Raw genomic sequence first — 15,246 nt, forward strand, 5'->3', positions numbered from 1 at the left:
GTACCATATCGCTGCGCGATATGAAAGCGAAACGATCCGCGTTGCGGATCGGGCTGTTTCCGCTTCGCTTCAACAGCCAGTGAAACGGCCCGCGTTGCGGGCCGTCAATTCCCGCTGCACGGGAATTGCGAATTTCCGCTGCGCTCCAATTCGAAAAGCAGGCATGTCCGCTTCGCTCCCACGCCCTTGTTCCGGCTGCGCCGGAACGGCTGGCTACAGGATACGGGTGCATCACTGCTGGCCTGTGTAGCATCCCGAACAACAGCACACCCCCAGCCTGGTGACACCACATCACCCCTCAGACGAGAGGCCGACCCCACCTGACGGAACGAAACCAGACACCGCTTCGCCCGATCCTGCCCGTAACAGCCCATCACTTCCTGAAAAACGATCAGTACACAGACGAATCTACCCGAAAAAGCCTCCCGACAGACCTTGTTGCGCTAGAGTGAGTCCGCGCATCACCACGATGATGCATCACAGGATGCAGTGTGTAGCATCCCGAGGGAACCGCTACCCCCTCTGTCAGGTATGACTGGCCGCTCTCGTGAATTCTGGAGTACGGATATGCCGAATACGAAGCAAATCCCTCTGCGTCCTCATCAGATTGAAGCGGTGGATGCCGTGGTGCGTGGTCTTGATATTCCGCCAGGAAAGCGAATTCCGCGTAATGGGCTACGGGCCACGGTGGTGGCGGCGTGCGGTACGGGAAAGACGTTCATTGCCGCGCATTCCGCGTTGCGGCTCGCGCGCAACGGGCGGGTTCTCGTGCTGCTGCCGACTTTGGATCTGCTGACCCAGACGGTGCGAGAGTGGCGCTTGGCCGGGCATACGGGCCCGGCTGTGGCGGTGTGTTCACTGGATGACGACCCGCACTTGTGGAATCTCGATATGCGGTCCACGACCAGTCCTCCGCAGCTGGCGCTGTGGCACGGCCGAGGACCCGTGACGGTCTACGCCACCTACGCCTCCCTGCCAGTGCTCGCAGAGACCCATGAGGGCGCGTACGGACTTCCCATGGACGTCTTCGACCTCGTGGTCGTGGACGAAGCGCACCGAACCAGCGGGGCGATGGGGAAGGCGTGGGCGGCCATCCACGACCAGGACGTCATCCCCGCGATGCGCCGGCTCTACATGACCGCCACCCCCAGGATCTGGAAGGAGCGGCCGCCCCGGCCCCGTTGGGCGGAGCGCCAGGCCGGCTTCGAGAACGCGCGGAACCCGCTACCGCAGGAACTGGCCTGTTCCATGGACGATCCCAAAATCTACGGGCCTGTCGTGTACGAGCTGTCGCTGGCGTCCGCGGTGTCCCGCGGGCTTTTGGCGCGGTATCAGATCGTGGTGGTGGAACTGACCGACCCGGTGGTCACCCCCGCCCGCCTGGCCGGCCAGGAGAAACGCGAGGAGCAGCTGCGGGGTGAGCGGATGGGGGCGTTGCAGGCCGCGTTGCTGGAGACGATGGCGGTGCACCAGCTGCAGACCACGATCACGTTCCACCATCGGACGATAGAGGCGGCGGCGTTCGCGAAGGGGCTGCCCAGGGTCGCGCAGCGGCTGCACGCGTCCGACCCGGAGCGGTACCCGGAGCGTGTGTGGGCGGACTGGTTGTGCGGTGAGCATGAGGCGGACCACCGGCGCCAGGTACTGGGGGACTTCGGGCGCAGGGCGGGGCGTGCGGTGCTCTCGAACTGCCGTGTGCTGGGCGAGGGAGTTGATATCCGGGCGGTGGATTCCGTGGCACTGTTGGACCCGAAAGGGTCAGCGGTGGATATCGTGCAGGCCATTGGCCGGGCACTGCGTCAGAAACCCGGTCAGGGCAAGATCGCGACGCTGATCGTGCCGGTGTTTTTGGCGCGGGGTGAGCATCCGGAAGACATGTTCACTTCCTCTTCGTATCGCCCTTTGGTGAAGGTTCTTGAGGGGCTTCGGGCGCATGATGAGCGTGCGGTGGAAATGCTTGCTACTCCGCAGGAGCCCCAGAAGCAGGTCGTTGATCCGTCGCAGAGTATCGGTCCGGAGCCGGAAGACGGTGAGGAGGAGTCGCGGCTGCTGCTCCGGTTCGCGGCCCCCAGGGATCCGGTGATGATCGCGAAGTGGGTCAAGTTCCAGGTCCTCGACACCGAGCGTCAGGACTGGGCCCGCGGGTACGACGCCGCCCGGCGGTACTTCGAGCGGGAGGGCTCGCTGGACGTGCCCTACGAACACGCCGAGGGCACCTACCCGTTGGGCAGGTGGCTGTCCGACCAGAGAAGGGCCTACCGGGCCGGGACCATGTCCAGCACCCGGGCAGATGAGCTGGACGAGCTCGGCATGATCTGGGACACCGCCGACACACAGTTCGCCGAGAACCTCGCCGCCGCCCGCGCCTACTACGCCGAAGCGGGCACATTGGCCGCGCCACGCCACGCGACCGCCCTGGACAAACCCGTCGGGCAATGGCTCACCAACCTCCGCCGGCCCGGAGGACTGGGGAAGGACCCCGAACGCGCAGCGCGGCGTGCCGAGCAACTCGCCGCGATCGACCCGGACTGGAACCCCGGACAGTTGGGGTGGACCGTCGACTGGCAACGCCACTGGGCCGGGCTCACCACCCTCCTCACGGCCGGCGGAAAGCTGGAAGAAATCACGCCCGGCGTCACCTACCGAGGCGACGACATCGGACGCTGGACCGCCCGGCAAGCCCGCGACTGGGCACGCCTCAACACCGAACAGCAACACCGCCTGAACGAACTCGACGTGAAACCGGCTGCACGGCCCCAGAAGGCCCCAGCGCGAACCAGTGCGAAGACAGGGGCAGCGAAGGGCTCCGACGCCTTCACGCGCGGCATCACGGCCCTTCGGCAGTACATCGCGCGAGAGGGGAAGACCGTCGTCGGGCGGCAGCACGTCGAAAAGATGCCCGACGGGACATCCGTACGCCTCGGCGTATTTCTCAGCAACCAGAAAACCCGCCGCGACCGCCTCACCGAAGACCAGCTCACCGCCCTCGCCAACCTCGGGCTGGAGTGGGCTGCCTGACTGAACAATGGCGATGCCCACACAAACCATGTCCGGCGCGGGCATCGCCATACTCATCTCGGGCCATCCGGCGCAGCTCGGTTGGGCGCCCACCGGTCACGGCGCGGGCGCGGAGCCGGGCGAGGATGCCGTTGTTGTCCGGCTTCGAAAGACCCTACTCTCTTGGAGCCCTCACCCCCCTGACCAGGTGATCCTCACCCAGTGACCCGCCAATCCTCACTGCTTGTCCAACACCAACGCCCAGCCATGACCGCTCAACACCCCATAGAAAAAACCGAATCGGTCCGGCCCACAGCACCCAAGACCGGACACCCAACCGAGAACCATCCCGGACACGGAAGCAAAGACTCCCATCTAGCGGACCGGCCGATCGGCGACGGTCAGTGGGTGAAGCCCCAGTCGAGCATCTTGGCGGCGTCGGCGAAGACCTCCTGGTCGGCGCCGACGATCGCACCGACCAGGGTGCGGTTGTCCCGTTTGGCGGCGAAGACGAGCGAGTAGCCGGCCTCGGCGCCGCTGCCCGTCTTGACGCCGAGGGCGCCGTCGTAGGTGCTCAGCAGGTCGTTGGTGGTGTTCCAGGTGTAGTACCGGGTACGGCCGTTGGCAGCCGCGGCCTCCGTCTTGAACTGCTTGAGCTTCACGATGTCGGCGAAGACCGGCTTCAGCATCGCGCGCTGGCCGAGCTTGGCGAGGTCGCGCGCGGTGCTGCGGTTGTCGCCGTGCGAGATGCCGTCGAAGGAGTCGAAGTGCGTACCGGTCAGGCGCAACTGCTGGGCCTGCGCGTTCATCTGGTTCTCGAAGTCGGCGATCCGCGCCTCCTGCGTGTCCCCGTTGCCGAAGCTGTCGGCGAGGGCCATCGCGGCGTCGCCGCCGGAGGGGATCAGCATGGCGTGCAGCAGCTGGCGGGCGGTCAGCTTGTCGCCCGTCTGGAGGTCGGCGGTGCTGGCCCCGTTCTCGGTGACGTAGTCCCGGTACTCCTGCTTCACCGTGATCTGCCGGTCCAGCCACTCCGGATGCTGGAGCACCACGAGCGCTGTCATGATCTTGGTGGTGCTGGCCATCGAGACGCTCTCGCCGGCCTTGGTCCCGGCCCACATCGCCCGCTCCTGGCTGCCGTCGCGGGCGTCGAGCAGGAAGGCGTTGTCGGTGGCGACGTCGGGCGCGGCCTGGTCTCTGGTGGCGGGCGCGCCCTGGCTCTGGTCGTCCGCGAAGTGCGTGACGGTGGAGGTCGCCGCTTCGGCGAGGCCTCCGGCGGTGATCGGCAGGACGGCGCCGACCAGCGCGACGGTCGCGATGCGGGCTCCGGTGCGGTGGGTGCGGTTGGGACGGGCGTGCGAACCCATGGGCCTCCCCTTCTCCCGGCGCGGGGGCGCCGGCTCGTGACGAAAATCGGTGCGTAGCGCACCTACTTGCGCACGAATATCCGTTGTCGAGATCGACATGTCATAGCCGGGTAACAGGAATCACAGCCATGGAGATGCCGTGCAGCCCCCTTGTGGACCTATGACCTCGGTCGCGCACTGTGGTCCAACGATCTCAACACGTTACGGGTGCGGGGATGCGCCGCGCCGCCCCGATTCGGAACGGGGCGGCGCGGATTGGCGGCAGACCCGGTTCCAGGCAGGCGTCGGCTTCACCTGGATTGCGTACTTCGCGGCCGCTCGCACTAACGTGCCGCCGTACAGCGTCAGTAGCCGCGACCATCGTGCCGGTCTTCCTGAAGCCGGGCGAGGACCCGACCGGCATGGTCGCCAGCGCGAGCTTCAAGCCGCTCGTGGCCGTGCTCCAGTGGCTGCGCTCGCACGATGAGCGCATGGTCGAGCAGCTCGTCTACCGCGCCCTGCGTGGAGGAGGCTTTATCGGATGGTGGCGACTGCTGTCAGTCGTATGCCGATACCGGTCAGCCGAGTGCAGAAGGACTGGGATACCTGAGACCAGGGCGGCAACTCGTGCCGCCCTGATGCTCGTGGGAAGGGGCCGCGATGCCCGGAAGACGTGGCGAGGATCCCGTACACGGTCCGGTGGCCGTGTTCCCGCCGGCGTCGGGGCGGGCGGCGGCAGTGCCCCGGCTGCTGGACCTCGACAGCCGCGGTGAGTTAAGTGCGGCGCATGTGCGCCTGGTGGCACAGGCGTTGGGTAAGTCGGAGCGGACAGTGTGGCGGTGGCTGGCCGTTGCCCGGGAGGATCATCGCCTCGCACGGGTGGAGTCGTCCCATTTCACGATCACGACGGAAGTCCGGCGGCTGCTGGCACTGTGGGGCGGTAACGCCTCCCGGGTCCACACCGAGCTGATGCAGCGGGCAGCCGACGATCCGGACGCGCCCGCAGTACCGTCGCTCTCCACGTTGCACCGGGCGATCCGCCGGGACCTGACCCGCGGTGAGCGGGCCGGGCTCAAGAGCGGGGAAGCGGCGCGACGCGCGCATGACGTCTTCGGGCAGCGTCCGGCGACGCACCGCAACGCGGCGTGGGAGGGCGACCACAAGCATGTGCCCATCGAGGTGGATGTGGAGGGTGAGCTGGCCACGCCGTGGGTGACCTGGTTCATCGACTGCGCCACCAAAGCGATCACCGGAGTCGCGGTCACCGCGCACGCTCCGAGCCGAGACGCGGTGCTGGCGTCCCTGCGGATCGCGATCACCCGCAGCGAGCCGTTCGGTCCGGTGGGCGGGCTGCCCGGTCAGATCCGGATGGACCGCGGCAAGGAGTTCCTGTGCGCTACGGTCACCGCGGCAATGGGTGCGCTCGCCGTTCCCGTGACCGATCTGCCTGCCTATACCCCGCACTTGAAGGGCACCATCGAGGCGTTGAACGACGCGGTGGAGGAGATGTTCCTCGTCTCCCTCCCCCGCTACACCGGCCGTCAGAAACTCACCGGTGGCCGGCTCGCCGACCCCGACGCCCCGCCTCTGACGTATGAGGCGTTCGTGGGGCTGCTGCTGGACTGGGTGACCTGGTGGAACACCCGCCACCACCCGTCCGCGTTGAACGGCAAGACGCCAGTCGAGGCGTGGCAGGCCGACGCGACACCGCTCACGGATGTGTCCCCAGGGCAGCTGGCGACGTTCGCCCTGGAGGACGATGGCCGTACGTACACGATCAGCACCAGCGGAGTGCGGTGGCGCCGCCGGGACTACCTCGCCCCCTGGATGAACGGCCGTACCGGCACCAAGGTCTCGGTACGGCACCTGCCCCATCACGACGACACCATCGAAGTCTTCGATGCCACGACCGGCCGCCACCTCGGATCGGCGTTCCTGGCCGCTGCGGCGAGCCGGGAGCAGATCCGCTCCGTCCAGGCAGCACGGACCGCGGCCGCCCGCCGGCTCAAGGCCGATCTGAAGGCCGCGGAGAAACTGCGCCGCCAGCGCTTCGAAGCCTCCACCACCGCCGCCCCGCCCAGGCCTCTCACCTCCCCGACCTCCGCGCAGGCCGAAGAGGAACTGGGCGCAGCAGCGCAGACGGACCGCCGCGCGCTGGCCCGCCCTGGTCTCGTTCCGCACGGCCCCGCGCCCGATACCTGGGCCCGCCCGAGGCCCCCGCGCACACCTACTCCTGATGAGGACCAAGGCTGATGATCGCTGATCTGGACTACGGGCTGCTGCCCGACGAGAGCGAAGACCACTTCCTGGGCCTGGAGCAGGCGCAGCTGGTCGGCACCGACACACTGCTGACCACGCGGGACAACATCGAGGCCGTCATCGAGGCGAAAGCCATGATGTGCGTCTACGGGCCGGCCGGATCCGGCAAGACGATGTCGGTGAACTCAGCACTGCGGCATCTCGCCCCGGACATCACCCATCGCCTGGAGCTGCGGGCCGGACCGACTCCCCGGGACATCCGCCACGGTCTCTTCCAGGCGCTGGGGCTGCCGGGTGAGCCGCCGGCCCGCCCGATCGAGTTCGACACCCTCCTCAAGGAGGCGCTCGCCGAGGAGTTCCGGGTCCTGGTCTGTGACGAGGCGCAGTGGATGAAGAAGACCGGGTTCGAGTTCTGGCGCCATCTGTGGGACGACAAACGCACCAACATCGCGGTGATCTTCGCCGGGGGCGACGGCTGCTACAAGGTCCTGCGCCGTGAGCCGATGCTGGCCTCCCGGATCTTCATCTGGCAGGAGTTCACCCGGATGTCCAAGGACGAAGTGAGGGAGACAATTCCCGCCTTCCACCCCGTCTGGGCGGACGTGGACACCGTGTTGATCGACGCGATCGACAAGCAGGCCGCCCACGGCAGCTTCCGCAACTGGGCCAACATCACCACCCACATCCTCGCCGGCATGAAGAAACTGAACCTCAAACAGGTCGACGAAGACCTCGTGCGCTGGGTCTACAGCAAGATCGGCGGCATGTAGTGACAGCCGGCGGTCCACCACCGGTCACCGTCATCCACGACAAGGACGACCACCCCGCCTGGACGACCGCCGCGCATGCCGCACACGAACCCGCCCTGGGACGTCTGACCGTCGACCCCAGCCCCGCCAACGGAGCGCCCGCCGCCCTCGCCCACGACCTCCTCTATGCCCTGGGCAAACGACTCCCCCAAGGCGGAGAAAAGTACGGGACGTGGGCCGATTCCCAGCGCCCCGCCTGGGATGCCGTCGCCACCTGGGTGCTCACCCACCACATTGGGCACCTCATCGTCTGCCGCACCGACCGCCTCACGCACGCCCGCCAGAGACAACTACTCGCCCTGCGGGAACGGTGCGGTATCCGCCTCACCCTCCTGTGGCACCGGCAGGTCACCCCTGCCCTGAGAACGCTCCTCGAAGAAACCCCGCACCACATCATCGAGACCCTCCCCCAGGCCCGTATCGCCCTGGACCGGACGGAACACTCACCGACCGGTACCCCAAGCGCCGGACAGCAGCGGCCCACCGAACCTGCCCCTCGGCGCCAGGACGGCGGGCAGTGGATCACCTCCCCGGCACCGTCGGACGGCGTGGTGACAAACCGCCCGAAACGCGCCCGGTGCCAGGGCGCACCCAAGCTCGCCCCCACAACGAGCAGCGCACCGTCCGCGCGAGGGCGTGACCACACACCAGCAGACGTTCTCGCCGCACGGCTGACCACGGTGGCACACCCCCTGCACGCCACAGCCCTGGCCATCCACGCGGTCACCGGGGCAGACATCAACCAGCTCGCGCTCATCCGCGGCATCGACATCAACGAAACAGCGACCACCGTCAAAATCCACGACAGCACAGCCCACCGCCGATGCCGGCTCTACCCACTCCCCACCTGGACACGCCGCCTCGCACGCGCCGCCGGCATTCACGGACAGCTCAAGGACCGCGCCCCGGACAGCCCGCTCTTCCCGCTCATCACGGTCCAGGACGGCGAACAACTCCGCCTCACCGCAACAGGAATCCGCTACCACCTGAAGCCCACACCGTAGAAAGCGACACCGGCCGCCCCGTTGTCCTGTCCCAGATAACTGTGGGCAGGGTGAGGCTCTGACCTGCGGTGCCTACGGTTGTGCGGGACGAGTTGGCGGTTGGTGTCCCGCTCAACCGTAGGCAGCGTGGTTGTTCACCCGCGGAGCCAGGCCAGCAGGCGCCGTGGAGTCGGTCGCGAGGTGCTGGCTGCCATGACTTGGGGAGCCGGCTTGGCTCTCCTGGCTTGTTGGGCGAGTCGGTACTCGTCGGCTTCACGGATGAGTTTCTGAGAGCGGATCTGGTGTAACTCGAAGTGCATGCCGCTCCCTCCTACTGCTGGAGCTCCATGACGTCGGCGACCACGCAGCTGACGTTGTCGGGGCCGCCGGAGCCGTTGGCGAGGGCGATGAGCTCGCGGACCGCCTGCTCGGGCTCACGGATCTCGGAGAGCACCCGGTGGATCTCGTCCGTCGGCACGGCGGTCGACAGGCCGTCGGAGCAGAGCAGGTATCGGTCTTCCAGCTGGGCGTCGTGCAGGCGCATGTCGGGGGTGCCATCGGCCCCGTGGCCCAAGGTCCGAATCAACAGGGACCGCTGGGGGTGGGAGACGGCCTCCTCCGGGCTGATACGTCCTTCGTCGACCATCGACTGCACCATGGTGTGATCGTGGGTGATCTGGAACAGTTCTCCGTCGCGCAGGAGGTAGACGCGGGAGTCGCCGATGTGGACGAGGGCCAGCTGTGAGCCGGTCCAGAGCATCGCGGTGAGTGTGGTGCCGGCCTCTCCGGGTGATGAGCCGGGTCCAGTAACGCCGTTGACGGCCTGTTTGGCCTGTTCGATGGCGTCTTCGAGGACGTTGAGGAGATCGCCTGCCGGGATGCCGTCGGTTTCGAGGCGCTTGAGCGCGTCGACGGCGGCGGCGCTTGCGGGGGCTCCTTGGCTGCCGAAGCCGTCGGCGACGGCGAGCAGGCGGGAGCTGGCATAGGCGGTGTCCTGGTTGCTCTCACGGACCAGGCCCGTGTCGGAAAGAGCGGCGTAACGGATTCCCAGGGGCTTGGCGGTCGGAGACATGGCGGGGTCCTTCCAGGACAGATGGTCGATGAGGAAAGAAGCGAGGTCCCGCCGCGCGGCGATGTCGGCCTCAACCTGGGCCCAGAACGCACGAACCTCCCGGGCTGCCGGGCCTGCCTCCAACGTGCAGACGTGCTGGATGCGGGCCAGGGGCATCCCCAGGCGCCGGAGCCAGGCGACCAGCCGGGCTTGATCCAGCTGTTCCGGTGCGTAGAGGCGATAGCCGCTCACCGGGTCGACACGAGCGGGGGTCAGCAGCCCGAGCTCGTCGTAAAGACGCAGCGCCTTCGGCGACAGCCGGGACGCCGTCGCGAACGTCCCGATGGTCAGCAACCCCATGCCCGCTCTCCTCCTCATGCCGAGCACGTCACCCGGCCTCACCGATGCTGTGGCCTCCCCCAAGGTGAAGGTCAACCAGGAGTCCTGTTCGGCTCGGTCAGATGGTCTCCCACTCGCTCGGGGGCTGAGTGATCAGTCGAGGACGCCGATCTGTCGATGGGCCTCGATGTCTCAACTGGCCGTGGACGCGGGTTGTGTCTCTCGGAGGGTTCAGGAGGGCCTCGATCTGTCTTGCTGTGGCCTCGGTGGTCATGCTGAGCCATGTGCGGCTGGTGCCTCGGAGGGGCGCCTGTACCGGGAAGCGGCGGTGGAATTCGGCGATGGCCTGTGTGACGACGTGGAGGTCGTCGCTGTGCCTACACATGACCGAGACAGAGCCGTACACGCCTACAGAAAAGCGGGACTGCCTACACCTCACAGAGACAGGACACCCGTCCCCAACTCTCAGCACCCACCCCCTGCCAGCACAGCCCTGACCAGCAACAACACACCTATGCTGTACCGACCGGCAACAAACCGACCCGCATCATCACCAAAAACGTCAGCACGAAATCGGCAACTGTGTCACCACCCGAACTACTCACCGCGACCATCTGAACAGCACAAACACCGCAGCTACCGCACTGACATCACAATGCCGAACCACCACCGCCAAAAAATCGCAGATCATCAGGCGGCCCTCACGCAGTGGGTCAGACGGGAAGGCGCAGACCGGCCGGTGCCGCGCGGGCACGCCGAGGAGATCGCGGTCGACGGCGAGACGGAGCCGGTGGTCGTGAAGCTCGGAGTCTGGGTCTCCAACACCAAGAGCCGGCGCGACAAACTCACCCCCGAGCAGCGGAACGCACTACGGGAACTGGGCATCGACTGGATCTGACGGCCGTTGGCGAAATCCCCCTTTGACGATGGTCCGAGGCTGGGTCAGGGGCGCGCAGGCGGGGTGGTGAGGTACGGGGCGAGTTGGGCTTCAAGGTCGGCAATGCGTTTGTCCATGAAGCGGTTGTTCTGGCGTGCGCTGGTCAGGCGCTCTTGAACCTGCTGGTTGTCCTGGGTGAGCTGTCGTATGTGGTGCTTCAGCGTGGTGTTCTCCGTGACGATGCGCTGAAGTGAGCCTTCGGGGAGATCGTGTTCGAGGTCGCGGATCTTGCCGAGAAGTTCTGCGATGTGGGTGCGCTGGGTGCGGATTTCGCGCTGGGCTTGGGCGAGTGCGTCTTCGGCGTTGAGTGCACGTTCCTTCCAGGCGGGCTGTACGCGGCTGCCGCTGTTGGAGACTCCGGGGTGGTGTCTGCTTGTGCCGGTGGCCTGCTCGATCAGGGCTCTGGCCTGCTGGTTTTGATAAAGGAAGGTACGTGAGACGCGGGCGGTACGGGCAACGGCTGCGACGGTGACAGGCCTATGGTCGCGCGCCATGGCCGCCAAGGCGGTCCGGAGGCGTTCGAGCATCTCCTGAGTGGTTTGGCGGCGGGCTCGGACGGCGGCGTCGGTGCGGGAAGTACTCATGGCTGCCCTGCGGCGTCGTCGGGGGCCTGTAGTGCTGCGAGGTCTCGGGCGCGGAAAGCGGTGCTCCAGGTTCGGTGGAAGTAGTCCTGAGGGCGCCGCAGGTCGAGGATGAGGGCCTCGTCGAGAATGCCGAGAGCAGCCAAGGCCTGTTCGAGTCCTTTGATGGCCTTGGCTGTGGGTTCGAAGACGGTGTGGAGGTAGTCGGCGGTGGCGTCGTCGGGGGCGTTTTCCGCGATGGAGCGCCACTGTTCGGCTTTGCGTCGCCAGTAGAGGAGGTCTGCGCCGGAGAGGACGAAGTTGTCGCAGTTCTCGCAGTCGAGTTTCCAGGGGCAGGATTCGCCGTCGACGACGGGTTGGTAGGTGCAGAATCCCCCGTCGGCGGGGGTGCTGCGGCGGGAGAGGTCCAGGGCCAGTCCGAGGGCTGTCTCGCGGTCCATGGGCGCGGTGTCGCCGGAGAGGAGTTCGCCTGGGTTGGGTGCGCCGGGCCCGGCCACCCAGACGGTGTTCAGGACGTCTTCGAGGTCGCTGTTGGTGATCTTCACGTAGTGCTCGGCCATGCGTTCGGAGAGCTGGCCGAGGTAACGGCGGATGTGGGTGAGCGTGGCGCCGGCGCGCAGCAGGTTGGTGGCCAGGGTGTGGCGGGCCTGGTGGGCGACGTACGCGCCGCCGAGGTCGAGGTCGGCGATCCAGGTCCTGAAGCGCTGGTTGAAGTGTCCGTAGGAGATCGGCTGCCGGCCGTTGGGGTTGCGGATGCGGGAGGGGAACAGGGCCAGGCCAGGGCGTTCGGCGACTGATGGGGTGCGGCCGTAGCGCCTTTCGAAGAGCTGGAGTGTCATGGTGCGGCGGGCGTCGAGGCGGTGATAGATGGGCTCGGGGATGCGGATGCCCTCGTTGTAGTTGCCGACCTTGGTCTGGTCGTGCCACAGCATGGCCAGGCCGCGGTAGCGGCCGATGCAGTCCAGGCGCAGTCCCACGACCTCACTGCAGCGGCGCCCGGTGGCGACGATGGTCTCCCAGATGTCCCGCAGTCCGCGGTCGTTGAGGTCGAGTTCCTCCAGGCGGCGCAGGTTGGTCTCGTCGGTCAGCGCGCGGGCGACGTCGTCGCTGAAGGGGTTGCGGGAGCGCTGTTTGAGGCCGGTCCCCCCGAAGGGGATGGCGGTCAGGAAGCCGGTGTCGATGCCGAGGCGCTCGGCGTGGCCGGCGGTGATGGCGCTGTAGAGCAGCTTGCGTGCCCCGTTGAAGACGAATTGGCAGCTCAGGTCGGTGACGGTGGGAGACCGTCCGTCGACCAGGACCATGCCCAGGGACGGCAGGCCATGGCGGGCGCGGTGGCGCTGGTCGGCGACGAACCGCTCGGCGTGTTCACGGCGCAGCACGGTGGGGTCGTGGCCTGCGTCGGGGGCGTCGGCTTGGAGGAAGACGCCCAGTTCGACGGCGGCGCGGCGCATCTGGTCGAAGGGTCCTCGGGTGCGGGGGCACTGTGGGGAACGGAGCCACTCGGCGAGGTGGTCCCAGAGCAGGTCGCGCAGCCACCGCTGGGGGACGGTGGTGATGTCGTAGTGGCTCTGGGCGTTCTTGAAACGTCGTCCGAAGTGATCGGTCTCCAGGAAGCCGGCGTCCTTGGTGTCGGAGGGGCTGTAGTAGACGCAGCGCAGACCGTTGACGATCTCCCAGATGATCTTGCGGACTTCGGAGTCCATCTGTTTGCGCGTCAGGTCTTTGTAGCCTTCGTCGTGCAGGTCCATCAGGGACGTGATGCCGCCTCGCCAGCAGTATCTGACGAGATTCCTGATGCCGTTGGTGGTCCACTCGGAGTGCTGTGCGGACTGGGCGTGGGCGTGCAGGCCCCACTGGATCTCGGCCCGCAGCAGCGGAGGAAGGCAGTGGAGGTTGACCAGTCCTGGCTGCGTGACCGGCTCCGCAGTGGCACACCAGGTGCGGAATGCCTTCTCGTCGCCATAGGTCACCGGGAGCGGCCGGCCGTCCCTGAGGGGGCCGCGGGAGTTGCGCGACCGGGCCGCTCCCGGGCGGTTGTCGATCTTGTACCGGTTCAGGTGCTGCAGACACAGCCCCAGGGAGGTGCAGGCCAGGAACGGGCACCGCGCCCGGCACAGGCCAAAGCCGGGAAGCGGGTGCTGTGTACGGGCCCAGGACTCGAACCAGTCTTGGTCCATGTCGGCGGCCTCGCCGTACTGCCACCTGGTCTGGTGCTGCTGGCACAGCCGGGTGGTGGGACTGATCGCCGGGCGGTCGGGACAGATCAGGCACCGGCCGTAGTCCACTCCCCGCGCGGCGGGCAGAGCGGTGGCCGCGTCCATGAAGGCGCGCTTGCTCTCGCCCGTCCGCTCGGCCTGCTCCCACTCCAGGTTGTGCGTGTTACACAGGTTGTGACTGACCCGGCGGATGCGAAGGCAGCCGTCAACGGCACACTGCCAGGCGTAGACCGGATGCTGAGGCGGAATGAAGATCAGGGCGTCGCGGAAGAGCGGGTCGAATGCGGGAGCAGCGATGAGAGCTGTGAGCAGTTCGAGCCGGTCACGGCCGATGCGGGTGGTGTCCGTGCGGCCGGGCAGCAGAGTCAGAGGAATCACGGCCGTGTCCCCCACACCTGCTGAAGCGCCGCGGTGAAGACCGGGTCATGGACGTCCATGTGGCCGTAGACCTGCTCAACGGTCGACGCCGAGGCCCAGCCGCCGGCATCCCGCGCGATCACCGCGTTGCCCCGTGCGGCGTCCAGCACCGCAGTGGCGAAGCTGTGCCGGAAAGCGTGCGGGACCACCCGGCCGATCTCCAGACGGGCTGCGGCCCGGCGCAGCATGCCGCGGGCCGCGGCCGTGGTCCATGGTTGGCCCCGGGTGGGGCCGTGCAGGCTGACCAGGAGCATGCCGTGAGCGGTCTGGGCGGGGTACTGGGTGGTGATGTACTCGAAGTAGGTGTGAATCATCGCCGGACTCACCCGGCGCACCGTCCCGCCGCACACAGTGCCGTCCTGCGACGTCCAGGGTGCCTTGGTCTTGACCCGGGCCCGGTTGGCGTTGTCCTCACGGTGACAGATGTGCACATGCGGCCCCCGGCACTGACCACACGCGGCCTGCTCCCGCAGGTGCAGGTCGACCAGACGCAGCCCGCACAACTCACCGATCCGGAAACCGCCGTCGGCCAGCCACGTGACCACCATCCGGTCCCGCGCGCACGACACCGCCTCCGACAAGAGCTCCCGGGCGCCCTCGGGGAGCATCTTCGGGTGCCGACGCATCCGCTCCGCCGGTGCCAGAGGGTTCGCGGGCATGCTGTGCAGGACGTGCCCGAGCATCGCCCGCCGCCGGTCAGCCCGCGTCGGCAACCGGGTCACGCGCAGCGCCTCCGCCAGTGCGGGGTTCAAGCCGTGGGTGCCCAGGCGGAGGTAGAAGCCTTTCAGGCAGGCCGCCGCGGTTTTCAACGCGCTGTGCCCGTAGGGGCGCTTCCCCGGCCGCCACGGCAACCCGAACGGCCCCGGATAATCCGCTCCGAGGGCCGCCATGTAGTGCAGCAGATCCTCAAGCGACACCGACCCCGTGTCCAGGCCCGCGAACCGCAGCCACCGCAGATGATCCACCAGCACGTACGCGTACGTACGGTCCGTGCCCGCCGCGCAGGTACGCAGGAACCTGTCCGCCTCCCCCACCACCGAACAGTCCGTGTCCACGACCGTGTAACAGACCCGCCCGCCGGCGCGGACGATCTCCTGCACCCGCAACTCGCCCACCAGCAACCGGCCACCCACCAGCGCCCGCCCCCTCCGAACCGGGAACCGCCCCGGTGGCGGCACCCCAAGCTCCGAGTCCACACCCCTCCCCCGCCCCCACGGACCACTCCACGCGAACGTCCCACACACCCCAGCGACAGTTGGTAAAGTCCGTCACCCTCACACGCCAGAACGCCGCAGGGGCGCCTTCGCTGCCGAA

Annotated in this window: 9 protein-coding genes and 1 pseudogene; 5 read left to right on the forward strand and 5 right to left on the reverse strand. The window is 67.6% G+C overall.

Going from position 1 to position 15,246, the window contains the following annotated elements; genetic code table 11:
• Nucleotides 1-567: 567 nt before the first annotated feature.
• Nucleotides 568-3,018, forward strand: coding sequence for a Helicase associated domain protein (locus OG953_RS00005; RefSeq protein ID WP_405681762.1), 2,451 nt, complete (start codon nt 568-570; stop codon nt 3,016-3,018).
• 380 nt (nt 3,019-3,398) lie between these two features.
• Here OG953_RS00005 and OG953_RS00010 read toward each other — a convergent pair whose 3' ends face one another.
• Complete coding sequence (locus OG953_RS00010) at nt 3,399-4,361, reverse strand: D-alanyl-D-alanine carboxypeptidase family protein (protein WP_405681763.1); 963 nt, start codon at nt 4,359-4,361, stop codon at nt 3,399-3,401.
• Nucleotides 4,362-5,078: 717 nt separating this feature from the next.
• Here OG953_RS00010 and OG953_RS00015 point away from each other — a divergent pair.
• The 3 genes from OG953_RS00015 to OG953_RS00025 are packed head-to-tail and all read left to right on the forward strand — an operon-like array spanning nt 5,079 to nt 8,412.
• Nucleotides 5,079-6,593 (forward strand): Mu transposase C-terminal domain-containing protein, encoded by a 1,515-nt coding sequence (locus OG953_RS00015; RefSeq protein WP_405691526.1) that lies wholly within the window; start codon nt 5,079-5,081, stop codon nt 6,591-6,593.
• Nucleotides 6,593-7,369, forward strand: coding sequence for an AAA family ATPase (locus tag OG953_RS00020; protein ID WP_405681765.1), 777 nt, complete (start codon nt 6,593-6,595; stop codon nt 7,367-7,369). The genes OG953_RS00015 and OG953_RS00020 overlap by 1 nt, the downstream gene beginning before the upstream one ends.
• Nucleotides 7,369-8,412, forward strand: coding sequence for a hypothetical protein (locus tag OG953_RS00025; protein ID WP_405681766.1), 1,044 nt, complete (start codon nt 7,369-7,371; stop codon nt 8,410-8,412). The genes OG953_RS00020 and OG953_RS00025 overlap by 1 nt, the downstream gene beginning before the upstream one ends.
• A 310-nt stretch (nt 8,413-8,722) precedes the next feature.
• On the opposite strand, the gene OG953_RS00030 is transcribed toward OG953_RS00025, so the two are convergent.
• Nucleotides 8,723-9,802, reverse strand: coding sequence for a MerR family transcriptional regulator (locus OG953_RS00030; protein WP_405681767.1), 1,080 nt, complete (start codon nt 9,800-9,802; stop codon nt 8,723-8,725).
• Between the two features lie 670 nt (nt 9,803-10,472).
• Between OG953_RS00030 and OG953_RS00035 the strand changes: the two are divergent.
• Nucleotides 10,473-10,679: pseudogene (locus OG953_RS00035) on the forward strand (helicase associated domain-containing protein); the annotation flags it as partial.
• 44 nt (nt 10,680-10,723) lie between these two features.
• On the opposite strand, the gene OG953_RS00040 reads toward OG953_RS00035, so the two are convergent.
• The 3 genes from OG953_RS00040 to OG953_RS00050 are packed head-to-tail and all read right to left on the reverse strand — an operon-like array spanning nt 10,724 to nt 15,128.
• Nucleotides 10,724-11,302 (reverse strand): DUF6262 family protein, encoded by a 579-nt coding sequence (locus OG953_RS00040; RefSeq protein ID WP_405681769.1) that lies wholly within the window; start codon nt 11,300-11,302, stop codon nt 10,724-10,726.
• On the reverse strand, nt 11,299-13,893 hold the full coding sequence (locus OG953_RS00045) for a tyrosine-type recombinase/integrase (RefSeq protein ID WP_405681770.1): 2,595 nt from the start codon (nt 13,891-13,893) through the stop codon (nt 11,299-11,301). Before OG953_RS00045 ends, OG953_RS00040 begins: the two co-directional genes overlap by 4 nt.
• Nucleotides 13,890-15,128, reverse strand: a complete 1,239-nt coding sequence (locus OG953_RS00050) for a tyrosine-type recombinase/integrase (RefSeq protein ID WP_405681772.1) — start codon at nt 15,126-15,128, stop codon at nt 13,890-13,892. The genes OG953_RS00045 and OG953_RS00050 overlap by 4 nt, the downstream gene beginning before the upstream one ends.
• Between the last annotated feature and the right edge of the window lie 118 nt (nt 15,129-15,246).

Source organism: Streptomyces sp. NBC_00057, from assembly GCF_045041165.1.
GTDB lineage: Bacteria > Actinomycetota > Actinomycetes > Streptomycetales > Streptomycetaceae > Streptomyces.

Excerpts from the sequence above, each read along its gene's own strand:
- OG953_RS00030 (WP_405681767.1), bottom strand. The coding sequence starts at position 9,802 with ATGGGGTTGCTGACCATCGGGACGTTCGCGACGGCGTCCCGGCTGTCG.
- OG953_RS00040 (WP_405681769.1), bottom strand. The coding sequence starts at position 11,302 with ATGAGTACTTCCCGCACCGACGCCGCCGTCCGAGCCCGCCGCCAAACC.
- OG953_RS00005 (WP_405681762.1), top strand. The coding sequence starts at position 568 with ATGCCGAATACGAAGCAAATCCCTCTGCGTCCTCATCAGATTGAAGCG.
- OG953_RS00020 (WP_405681765.1), top strand. The coding sequence starts at position 6,593 with ATGATCGCTGATCTGGACTACGGGCTGCTGCCCGACGAGAGCGAAGAC.
- OG953_RS00010 (WP_405681763.1), bottom strand. The coding sequence starts at position 4,361 with ATGGGTTCGCACGCCCGTCCCAACCGCACCCACCGCACCGGAGCCCGC.